Source organism: Pedobacter sp. UBA5917 (assembly GCF_002432345.1).
Classification (GTDB): domain Bacteria; phylum Bacteroidota; class Bacteroidia; order Sphingobacteriales; family Sphingobacteriaceae; genus Pedobacter.
Genome location: NZ_DJDT01000222.1, coordinates 1 through 11,746, shown reverse-complemented (window position 1 = coordinate 11,746; position 11,746 = coordinate 1). Strand labels below are relative to the sequence as shown.

The following is an 11,746-nucleotide window of genomic DNA, read 5'->3' as shown; positions in this document are numbered from 1 at the left end:
AGAGCGGTATTCACCGCTTATTTCTGCGCCTACTGCTTTGCTTTCAAAATAGTAATAATCTGTAAACACCACATTACGGATAAAATCGGTTAAAGAATTTGGGTTATATTTTAAGGTGGTGCTTAAAGGTGTGATATAATATGGGGAAACGGCAAATTTAAGCCGGCTTTGTGGGTCGATTATATAATATATCCTTGTGTTTAAACCAATTTGAAGTTGTTCGTACGATAAGCCGTCGGATTGATTTATATCCTGTTTATCATTTTGATTGTACAGAAAATTTAAACCGATTTCTTTTGAAATCCTTTTGTTTTTATTCCACAGAAAGAGATAAGATGCATTAATATTTAAGGCATTAACCCTATAATTAACTTTGTTTAAACTTCCTGATGTTTTTAGGTTTCCATCATATCCCTCGTTGTAGGCAAAATTTAACTCAATTTGCTGATCATTTTTTTTGCTTTCCCTATTTGTTAATAATAACGATGCAGTTGTGGTGTTTAAGTTAAAAATTCCAATTACGCCTGCACCGGGTATTGTTTTTCTTTTGTTAAAGTTTTTGTTTATATATAACTGGTATTCAGTTCCAAATTGAAGGTTCCAATTTTTAATACCTGTGGCATACTGAATACCTAAACCTTTATAGTCATCAAACTTAAAAATATTGCTCGAATCTTTAATAATAGAGCTTCCATAACCATAGTTCATATAGTGGATACGATCGAGGTACAGTAAGCTTGTTTTATAGTTGTCGTTTTTGTAAGCTAATGACACCTGTTCATCTGCTTTACCAATTATTCCATATAGTCCAATTGCATTCTTCTTGAAATTTAAATTGATACCTGGCTTTACTTTAAAAATAAACCGATTTGAACTTAAGCGCGGATCTACTGTGCCAGAGCTTTGGTGTTTCTGATAGTCTAAATTTATAAACGGGACAAAATGGTTATTTAAGGTGGAGTAACTTAATGATGTTTTTACGATGTAATTCTGACGATTATAATTGCCACTTTTATTTGCATATGGATAGTATGTTGTAAAATCTTCAAGATTGTTTTTTTGTCCATTAGCCAAGCTGTCTTCCGAAGAACTATTAAATTCGAAGCTGGCAGCGATCCTAAACCTAGCCAAAACATTAAAACCTTTGGCTAAAAAACTGGGTGCATTTACCGAATATGCTTCTTGTGCTCGCCTCAACCCACCTGTTTCATGTTTGAAGTCTAACTGCAGAGAACCATAGCTTTTCAAAGAATAATTACTGGAAAATGTTGGAGAGAACATCACGTTGTCAAGTAATTTCTGATCTTGATTGAAAAAACCAACAGTATCTTTTCCATTCTGAGCATTCGCCAGAAAGGAAAAGAAAAAAAATATAAAGGTTATCTTAAAAGATTTATTACTTGACATAAAATTTATTGAGCAAGAAATGATGCATCATCTTTATTTGGATTGGCTTTATTTAACAAGCCGAAATCATTACGTGAGTTATTTGTGTCTTGCAAAACTCTTCTACCTGCGATTATTTTTGCTGTTTTACGAATTACCGATTGACTTGAATATGGCCCGCCTGTTACCGACGCAGCGCCAGAATCATAAGCCATAGGTAGTCGTCTTGGTGTTTGATCTGAAGATATGATAGCTTCTATTTCAACAGCATCGATGATATACTTTGTTGGTAATTGAGGATATAATACTGTGGTTGCTGTTACTGTTCTTACTGTTGGTAGCGCGTATGCTGGAATGTTATTTAAATTAAAATTTTTGTCAACTTTTAAAATCGCGTAAGATTCTTTTCCTTGAGGGCTTAAAACCATGTCTCTGGCTCCCGTTGCAAAATAGGTTTCCATATTTGTAACATTCGGATTATCTACATCACTTGCATACATAGTTCTTCCTGGATCTAATTTTTGCTCATAAGGATATAAGTAGGCCTCAAAATCGGCATTAGCTAAATTTACGGTTAATGCAGGGTTAGCTATGCTTTGCGTAGTACCTCCATTTGTGGTGTATGGCTTGGTATGGTCTAGAGCAGTTTGGGCAATCACAATACTCTTGCCCGTTAAAACAGGATATTTTTTTCCCGTACCATCACTAGGGATCATAAATAACTCTTTTACGTAAATATAATCTTCGTTCGCATTGCCGGTTGCTGCCATGCCGATAGATTTGCTCCAATCGTATTGATTATTTGTCAGCGAATAGTTGTCGACGTTTTTACTTATTTTTCCGTACACTACGGCAATCATCAAGCTATCCGCGTATAAGGTTTCTGAGGTGTTATTGTAAACTTCGATAAACTGATCCCTGAATATTGCACCTGTAGATGGATCTGAGCCAGCATAATATATCTGCTTAATCACAAATCCTCCAATCACCTCGCTATTAATTAATTGGATCTTAACATCAGCGTTTGTAAAATATGATTGGTTATCCAACGAATAATTTAGATAATAATCGCTTTCTCTGGTAGTGCCCGTTAACGCTAAAAATTCCGCTGCCGTTATCTTTAATGATACATTTATGCTGTAAACTCCCGGAACGATACTCTGTAAGGCAATTTGACCTTGATGATTCGCTTTTAGGGTGTATTTACTATTGTTTGATTTATTTATTAATGTTATTTCCGCTTTTTCATAAGGTACCTCAAACCAAACTTTAGCGGGATCAACGCCTAATTGTACATTTACATTTATAGGCTGTGCTTCTTCCTGGTTTTTTTTACAACCTGTAAATATACTTACAAGTAGAATAAATAAAATTGGTAATTTTTGTTTCATAACTATTTTATTAAAGTTTTAATGATATGCCACCGGTTATACTAAGTGGCGAATTGTAAACAGTTGTTACCGGAACATTTGTGTCTGGATTTACTACAGTATATTCTGGTCTGATATTAAAGGTATTGTAAGCCGTAATCGCAATTCTGATCCGCTTGTTGATTTCTTTGGCAACCGATAGCGAAAAATTGGCATACACCAGCTGCTGGTCGGAATTTGAAAGTGATAAATTTCTTGGCGGAATAGGATTGGCTTGGCCATCATTAAATAAGATCGTTTGCAGATTTTGATCTAAGTAGCCCGAAGCTTGCTGCAACTTATCATTGTATTTCGATTTTCTTCTGTTGGCCCAAAAAATATCGGTATTGGTCATTACCACAAAACCTAATTTAGGTATGTGTGTTGTGGTATTAAGCTTGCTCGTTATAACATATTTTTTATCGTTTGTTAATGGCTTGAATAGGGCGTAATTGATGTTCTTTCCATTTATAACAACCGGTGTGGCAAGGTAAATAGCATCCAAAATTGGATTATTCTCCTGTGATAATATATATGATGTACTAGTAGATATATTCGTATTAATTGCTTGGATTTTACTGAAATTTATACTCCAATCGAATCCATAAGTATCTGAATTGGATAGATTTGAAATTGTATAAAACGAATTGCCAAAATAGGGAGTATAGGTTCCATTCTCCTGATAAACAATTTGTTTTAATGATGCGTCATAACTATAGTTATAATTTGGTAAAACAAATTGTTGATATTGTCTTACATTACTAAAACCGTTTCGGGCTCCTTTATAAAACACATTCAACCTCGAACTAAATGTTTTGTTGGTAAAGTTTAAGGTAAACTCTGCCTGGTTTGATTTACTAGGTTTCAGATCTGGATTGGCGGCTTGAAACTTTTGGGTATAAACAAGATACAGGGCAGCTTCTGTATTAAGGGCAAAAATAAGTGGAATATCTATCCAGGCTGGTGGCGGATATTGATGGGCCAGTGTGGGCGACTTTGAAGAAATACCATACGCAAGTCCAACATTCCATTCCTTGCTTAAATTAACCTGCGTACTTAATCTTGGTTGTATCGAAAGCGACCCATTTTGCGAATCAAACCGGACTCCTAAATTTGAAGTAATTTTTTTTTCAAAAAGTTTATATGTGATATTGTCAGTGAAATAAAAGCCTGAATTAATTATAGAAGGATTAAGTTCAAATGAGTAAGGGCGGACATTTGTACTATTATAATTAACAAACCGTGGACGATCAGGATCGGAGATAATCCCCTTCCCTCCATTATTGGTATAATTCACATTTATACCATATGATAAATTATGACGGGAGTTGCTTAGATTAAAAAAACTTATAAATTTTAAATTTCCACTTGCTGTTATGGGGTTGCCAATAATTTCCTCAACAGCTAGATATTGACCACCTAAAACTATTCCTTTGTATATGCCAGTGGTATCCTTTGCAGTATAACCCTTTGCTGCCTGATTTAAAAACCATTGCGAATAACTTTCTTGATTTGTTTCTGAATAAGAAAGCGTTAGATTAACATTGTTAACGTACCGGGAAGATATCTTAAAGTCTGTGGTATTGGATAGCCTAATCCCTTCTTGCTTTGAATAGTATTCTCTTCGGCTACCATCATCAGGATCAATTTTGTTAATATCTAATTTACGGTTATAGTCTACGCTGAATTTATTTCTGATAAAACTATTAACATTGTATTGCCAACGTAAGGCGGCTCCATACCGTCTATATTCCTGAAAATTGTCAGTTGGGTTATCGTTAGAAATAGCATAGTTGAAATCAGTGGTTAAGCCACCCATTTTGCCAGGTAGGTTAAAGCCCTTATTTAAAGAATAATTATACGATCCAGCATTAATGTTGGTTGTAAATTGTAAAGGAGATTTACCTGCTTTTCTTTCGATAAGAATTGCACCATCCGTTAATTCTCCATATTCGGCTGAGGCAACCCCCTGTATCACTTCGATCTTTTCTATTGATTCTACCGGAATTTCCCTTAAATCTATCCCTCTAAATGGAACATCCGTTGCTGAGCCAGAGTTGGTTGCAGGCACTACCGCACCCATTCCCCACTGCGTTGCGGGGCGCGATTGCATGTTTGCATCATTCGAAAGCCTTATTCCATCAACAATAATTGGTATACCCAGCGAATTATTCAGATCGTAGGTTCCGCCCAATGTATTTCTTAACGTAAGTGTTTGTGCAATATTGATATTCGGTGCAACCAATTGTTTTCCAGGTAATGTATTTAATACATCCATTAGGCTAAATGCCTGTATCCGCTCTATGGCTTCTTCATCAAAGGTTATAGAAGAAATAGAGTTCTTGCTTTTAGAGTAGGTTGCATAAACTTCAATATCACTTAAGGTTAAGCTATTCTCAATTAAAATGATATCGATTTTTTCTAAAAAATCTTTCTTTTCTACCTTTCTTTCCACTGATTTTTTACCAACAGCAGTAAACCTTAAGCTGATCTGATTTAAACTTGATGGAACCGAAATGGAAAACACTCCTTTCTGATCAGTAAAAGCATACAATTGTGTTTCTTCGCAAAAAACTGTTGCAAATTCTAATGGTTGATTTTTCCCGTCAACAACCTTCCCCTTAATAACAACATTTTGCGCCGATGCAACCGATGCATAGCAGCAGATGATAAAAACGATAAAAAATTTCAAAAACTTTCCCAAACCCTGTATTCTTAATTAGACTGATTCTAATGATTCTGCAAAGATGGGTTTTTATCGCTTTTCAACAAAATTATTTAGACTAATTCTAGATAATTTAACCTTTGTAGCCTAATTCTTACAATTATGTGCCGTTTTAGTTAAAAATCAAATTAACGTCGATGTGACAAAAGAAAACACTTTTGTTTAGGTTCTAATGGTTTAAAAGGATAACTTTGCGGCTTCAAATCCACACAATGAGTGATCAGATAAAACACGAATGCGGAATCGCTTTTATTCGCCTGTTAAAACCACTTTCTTACTACCAGCAAAAGTACGGTACAGCACTTTACGGCCTTAACAAGTTATACCTTTTAATGGAAAAACAGCATAACCGGGGCCAGGATGGCGCAGGTATTGCCACCATTAAACTGGATATGAAACCGGGCAGTAGGTACATCAGCCGATACCGGAGCATGGCATCCAATGCGGTAGCTGATATCTTCGAATATGTACAGAACAAATTTGTTGATATCCAAGAAAATACGCCTGAATTAATGCAGGATACAGAATGGCTCAAAAACAACGTAAGCTTTATCGGCGAGGTGTTAATGGGCCATTTGCGTTATGGTACACATGGTAAAAACAGCATCGAAAATTGCCACCCTTTTTTAAGGCAGAACAACTGGATGACCCGTAACCTGGTGATTGCCGGTAACTTTAACATGACCAATGTTGATGAGTTATTGGAGCAATTATACGAGCTGGGGCAACATCCTAAAGAGAAAGCAGATACGGTAACGGTACTGGAGAAAATCGGCCACTTTTTAGACGATGAGAACCAGGAGCTTTTCGATCAGTACAAAAAAGAAGGACACGATAACGTTGCCATTACGCACAAAATATCTGATAACCTCGATATCGCGAACATTCTGCGCCGCTCGGCCAAAACCTGGGATGGGGGTTATTCTATCTGCGGTATGGTGGGTAACGGCGATTCGTTTATTATGCGCGATCCGGCTGGTATCCGTCCGGCTTATTATTATTACGATGATGAGATTGTGGTTGCTGCTTCCGAAAGGCCGGCTTTGCAAACTGCATTTAATATCCAGTTTAAAGATGTAAAAGAAATCGACCCGGGTCATGCTTTAATTATCAAGAAAAACGGCGAGGTAAGCATGGAGCAGTTCCGCGAGCCTACCGAAAGATTATCATGCTCGTTCGAACGCATCTATTTCTCGAAAGGAAGTGATGTGGAAATTTACCGCGAACGTAAACAGCTTGGCCGTTTGTTAAGCGATAAAATTCTGAAAGCAGTTAATTACGATCTTAAAAATACAGTATTCTCTTTCATCCCGAATACGGCCGAGGTGGCATTTTTTGGTATGGTTGATGGCGTTCAGCGTTATGTACGAAACCACCAGAAAGAAACACTTTTGCATCGGAAAGAACAGCTAACCGATGAGCAATTAGACGATTTATTGTCGCTTGCCCCACGGGTAGAAAAACTTGCGGTAAAAGACGTAAAACTAAGAACGTTTATTACACAGGATGCCGATAGGAGCGAAATGGTGGCACACGTTTACGATACCACTTATGGTATTATCAACAACCACCAGGATACTTTGGTCGCATTGGATGATTCGATCGTTCGTGGTACTACTTTGAAACAGAGTATCATTAAAATTGTAGACCGTTTGCATCCTAAAAAGATCATTATTGTTTCTTCTGCACCTCAGATCCGTTACCCTGATTGTTATGGTATCGATATGAGCAGGATGGGACAGTTTGTGGCATTTGATGCAGCTATACAGTTGCTTACCGAGCGTGGCATGTGGCAGGTAATTGAAGATGTTTATACCAAATGTAAAGCTTCGTTACTTTTACCGAAAGAAGAAATTGTAAACCACGTTAAGGAAATTTATAAACCCTTTACCCCGGAAGAAATTTCGGCCAAAATTGCGCAGATTATTACCCCTAAAGGTACAGTTGCAGAGGTTGAGGTAATTTACCAAAGCTTAGAGAATTTGCATGAGGCTTGTCCGAAAAACAAAGGCGACTGGTACTTCTCAGGAAATTACCCAACCCCGGGCGGTAACAAAGTGGTAAATAAAGCTTTTGTTAACTGGAAAGAAGGAAACAACCAAAGGGCATATTAGCCCCTAAAATACTTTGAATAATAGATAGCTCATATTTTTATATGGGCTATTTTTTTGCGCTTGTTTTTTTGACCACAAAGGCACGAAGACACAAAGAAGATTTTTTTATAATCTGCTATCATTCATTTCGTCATCCTGAATTTATTTCAGGATCTATTTTATGTTGATTTTACTCATATTATCATACCTTAAACAAACATCCAACTCAGTGGTTCGTGTCCTCACGAAACACAAGCATGATATTCAAAATGGCAATTTGTATTTTATGTTCCCGCAAATTAAGCAGATTGAAACGCAGATTTTATATATAGTCCAACTCCGTGGTTCGTGTCTTCACGAAACACTACATGATGTTCAAAATAGTGATTTATATTTTTTGTTCCCGCAGATTAGCAGATTGAAACGCAGATTTTATATAGTCCAACTCCGTGGTTAATGTCCTCACGAAACACAAACATGATGCTTGAGTAGCAATTTGTATTTTTTGCTCCCGCAGATTAGCGGATTGAAACGCAGATTTTATATAGTCCAATTCCGTGGTTCGTTTCCTCACGAAATACAAGCATAATGTTCAAAATAGCAATTTGTATTTTTTGCTCCCACAGATTAAGCAGATTGAAACGCAGATTTTATATATAGTCCCACTCCGTGGTTCGTGTCTTCACGAAATACAAGCATAATGTTCAAAATGGCAATTTGTATTTTCTGTTCCCGCAGATTAGCGGATTGAAACGCAGATTTTTATATATGGTTTGTACCCTCACGGGCGCTACGTTACGTTTTTTTTTGTGTTGTTGCCACCTAAACCTGACATTCGCGTAAAGCCCGGAACGAGGCACGAGTGAGGACTTGCAGCATTGGCAGGACTACCGCTTGATAGTAGCACTATACCTGCTTTTCAATAAAAACAAAAAACAATTAAATATCTCTGTATGATCTGTGTTTCCGTGGCTAAAAATACTCGGTGCCCTCTGTGATATTCTTTGTGAACTCGGTAGTAATAAAAACCTACGCGTAAAATTTCAGATAAGTTTTTACGATCAGCCAGAAGGCAAAAAAGATAATGATTACGCCAGCGATTTTATTCAGTTTCTTTAATGCATCCTCTTTTATTTTATAGCGGAGTTTGCTTGAATAGAAACTTTTTGCACCATCGATGCTTAATTGTGTTGCCATAGCGATAAAAAAGCAGACCAGTTTTTCGTTGAGCATATTGTTCAGCTTAACCGATATAATGCCGCTTACGATAATCCAGAACATGAGGGTTGAAGGCGTGAGGATACACATTAAAAAACCTTTTAGTACATATCCACGTTTGCTTACTTTTTTAAAAGTTGAGTTATCGTAATGTATGGTTATTTTAGAAACCAGGTAATATATACCCACTGCTAACAAAAATAGGCCCCCAATAGAGCCTACATATTTATCAAATTCTGCTTTGTAATCAAAAAACTGACTGCCAAAAAGGACCAGGCCGATTAGGATAATGTCGCTAATAATCACGCCGATGGCTAAAGAAAACCCAGCTTTGAAGCCTCTTTCTATGCTGGTTTTAATCATGGCAAAAAATACCGGTCCGGTTAAAAACGACGAAATAATCCCTGCACCAATACCTAATAAAATGGCTTCAAACATGCGTTTTTGTTTTTACGATTTGCGAATATGCAATTTTATAGTTTAAACAACCAACATTATCGACATCTATTTTATCTGTAAACGAAAAAAGGATGTGTAACATTTTTTAATTTGAAAATTTATATCCGTTCTGGATAAAGTATTATAAAAACAGATCGGCTAAGGTTTAACACTTTACCAGGTTGGTTGTTTTAAAGCTTAGTGTGCTAAATACACTAATTTCGTTACCATGTATTGTTTATTGTTTTTTTTATTTATGTTTAGAGCCACTAAAACTAAATTTAAAAAATGAGTTCAGAACAAACACAAACCAAGTGGGGGCAGTTTATTCCTTTGGTTACGGTATTCTTTTTCTGGGGCTTTGTGGCCGCCAGTAATGATATTTTGATACCGGTATTTAAAAAAGCTTTCGATTTATCCCAGGCCGAGAGTCAATTGGTTTCATTAGCTTTTTATATTGCCTATACGGTGGGCGCTTTAATCTACAATGGTATTTCTGTTATAATGGGGCAGGATATTGTTAACAAACTGGGATATAAAAACTCATTGGCACTTGGATTGGTTATTTCTGCACTCGGAACCCTATTGTTTTATCCAGCAGCGAATCTTCACTCGTTCCCTTTAATGCTTTCGGGTTTGTTTATTGTGGCATTGGGTTTCTCTTTACAACAAACAGTGGCCAACCCATTGGCTATTGCATTAGGGCCAATTACAACCGGTTCGCAACGTTTAACTTTGGCAGGCGGTATCAATAACTTTGGTACTACAATCGGCCCGTTAATTGTGAGCTTTGCTATTTTTGGTTCTGCGGCAAACGCCAGTACCGATATCAGTGTTGAAAGTGTTAAAATTCCTTACCTGATTTTAGGTGTGGCTTTTATTGCTGTTGCCATTTTCTTAAAATTATCTTCATTGCCTGACAGACCAGCTTTGGTTGAAGCTTCGACAGAAGATGCTAAATCTGTAAAAGGTTCTGCATTGAAGTACCCACAACTGGTATTGGGTATGATTGCAATCTTCGTTTATGTAGGTGTTGAAGTATCAACCGCAAGTAATTTGCCGGCATATATGGAAAAAGATCTTGGTTTTGCCATTAAAGATATTGCCCCATATATTTCTTTATACTGGGCAAGTATGATGATTGGCCGTTGGACAGGTGCAGTTGAAGCTTTTACCGATAATGTAAGCACTCAAAAAATATTAAGATTTATTGCGCCTTATTTGGCGTTCGGTATCTTTTTAGCTGTTAATGCTATTGCAAAACACGATTTGGCTCCGTTTTATGTATATGCTTTAATTATTTTGGTTTTAATTATTGCTGATATGGCAAGTAAAGGTAATCCTGCCCGTATGTTGTTGATCTTTTCGGGTATTGGTATCACCGCTTTATTAATCGGTATGTTTACCAAAGGAATGGTGAGTGTTTATGCCATTACCAGCGTTGGTTTATTCTGCAGTACATTATGGCCTTGTATCTTTACCTTAGCAGTAAGTGGTTTGGGTAAACACACCAGTCAGGGTAGTAGCTTCCTCATCATGATGATTATGGGTGGCGGTATTATCAGCTGGGCTCAGGGTGCAGTGTCAGAATTTACAGGTATCCAGTATAGCTATGTTGTTGGTATTATCTGTTTCTCTTATCTGGCATTTTACGCCTGGAGGGTTAGTGGAATCTTAAGATCCCAGGGAATTAGTTTCGATAAGAAACTTTCTGGCGGACATTAATTTTTAATAAAGTATTTTTGTAGCCACGGAGATTAATTTCTCTGTGGCTTTTTTGATTTTATAGATGACAGATAAACCAAGTTTCGACAGCATATTTATGAACCTTGCCACCGATTTGGCAGCCCGTTCGCACTGCGTACGCGCACATGTTGGTGCAGTATTAACGAAAGATACCCGTATTATTTCAATAGGTTATAACGGTCCGCCGGCAGGTACCCATAACTGCGATGAGGAATGGCCTGAAACTGGTTGCGCTCGTGATAGTAAAGGAAGCTGTTCTTTAGCTTTACACGCAGAAGAGAACGCAATCCTTTATGCATCTAAAAACGGCTCGAAAATAGAAGGCTGTACACTGTATACCACTTTATCGCCCTGTATTGCCTGTGCCAGGTTGATTTTGTCATCGGGTATTAAATTGGTGTATTATTCCAAATCTTATGCCGCCTACAAAGGTTTACCAAGCGATGAAGGCGTTGATTTTTTAAGAAAATTTGGGGTAGAAGTGATTTTGATGGAATCGTAAGGCTTATTGGTTCATTGGTCATTTGTTCATTGGGTTAATCGGTTAACTGTTTAAATTGGTTAATTGTAACTCCCACCCAGTCCGTCCTCCTGAACTTGTTTCAGGATCCAATATCGATAGTTCATTTATAACTGTAAACTGCAAATTGAAAACTATTTGATGGTTAATAGTCTGTTGGTTCATGGATGATAGCTAAGTAGCTTAAAGCCTTAATGTCCTTAATTTCTTA

7 protein-coding genes are annotated in these 11,746 nt (G+C 37.0%); 3 read left to right on the top strand and 4 right to left on the bottom strand.

The window, feature by feature from the left end:
- The 3 genes from B2V92_RS14890 to B2V92_RS14880 form a co-directional block, all read right to left on the bottom strand.
- On the bottom strand, nucleotides 1–1,281 hold a 1,281-nt coding region (locus B2V92_RS14890), incomplete at its 3' end, for a DUF6850 family outer membrane beta-barrel protein (RefSeq protein WP_349681436.1).
- A gap of 131 nt (nucleotides 1,282–1,412) precedes the next feature.
- A complete protein-coding gene (locus B2V92_RS14885; protein WP_293309481.1) occupies nucleotides 1,413–2,777 on the bottom strand; it encodes a DUF4876 domain-containing protein in 1,365 nt (454 codons plus the stop codon).
- A gap of 10 nt (nucleotides 2,778–2,787) precedes the next feature.
- A complete protein-coding gene (locus B2V92_RS14880; RefSeq protein WP_293309479.1) occupies nucleotides 2,788–5,499 on the bottom strand; it encodes a TonB-dependent receptor in 2,712 nt (903 codons plus the stop codon).
- 233 nt (nucleotides 5,500–5,732) lie between these two features.
- Here B2V92_RS14880 and B2V92_RS14875 point away from each other — a divergent pair, with 233 nt between their 5' ends.
- Nucleotides 5,733–7,634 (top strand): class II glutamine amidotransferase, encoded by a 1,902-nt coding sequence (locus B2V92_RS14875; RefSeq protein WP_293309477.1) that lies wholly within the window; start codon nucleotides 5,733–5,735, stop codon nucleotides 7,632–7,634.
- 1,008 nt (nucleotides 7,635–8,642) lie between these two features.
- Here B2V92_RS14875 and B2V92_RS14870 read toward each other — a convergent pair.
- On the bottom strand, nucleotides 8,643–9,269 hold the full coding sequence (locus B2V92_RS14870; protein ID WP_293309475.1) for a LysE family translocator: 627 nt from the start codon (nucleotides 9,267–9,269) through the stop codon (nucleotides 8,643–8,645).
- A 288-nt stretch (nucleotides 9,270–9,557) separates the two neighbouring features.
- Here B2V92_RS14870 and B2V92_RS14865 point away from each other — a divergent pair, with 288 nt between their 5' ends.
- Together B2V92_RS14865 and B2V92_RS14860 are read left to right on the top strand one after the other, a co-directional pair.
- On the top strand, nucleotides 9,558–10,994 hold the full coding sequence (locus B2V92_RS14865; RefSeq protein WP_293309473.1) for an MFS transporter: 1,437 nt from the start codon (nucleotides 9,558–9,560) through the stop codon (nucleotides 10,992–10,994).
- Between the two features lie 64 nt (nucleotides 10,995–11,058).
- A complete protein-coding gene (locus B2V92_RS14860; RefSeq protein WP_293309471.1) occupies nucleotides 11,059–11,517 on the top strand; it encodes a deoxycytidylate deaminase in 459 nt (152 codons plus the stop codon).
- Nucleotides 11,518–11,746 lie beyond the last annotated feature (229 nt).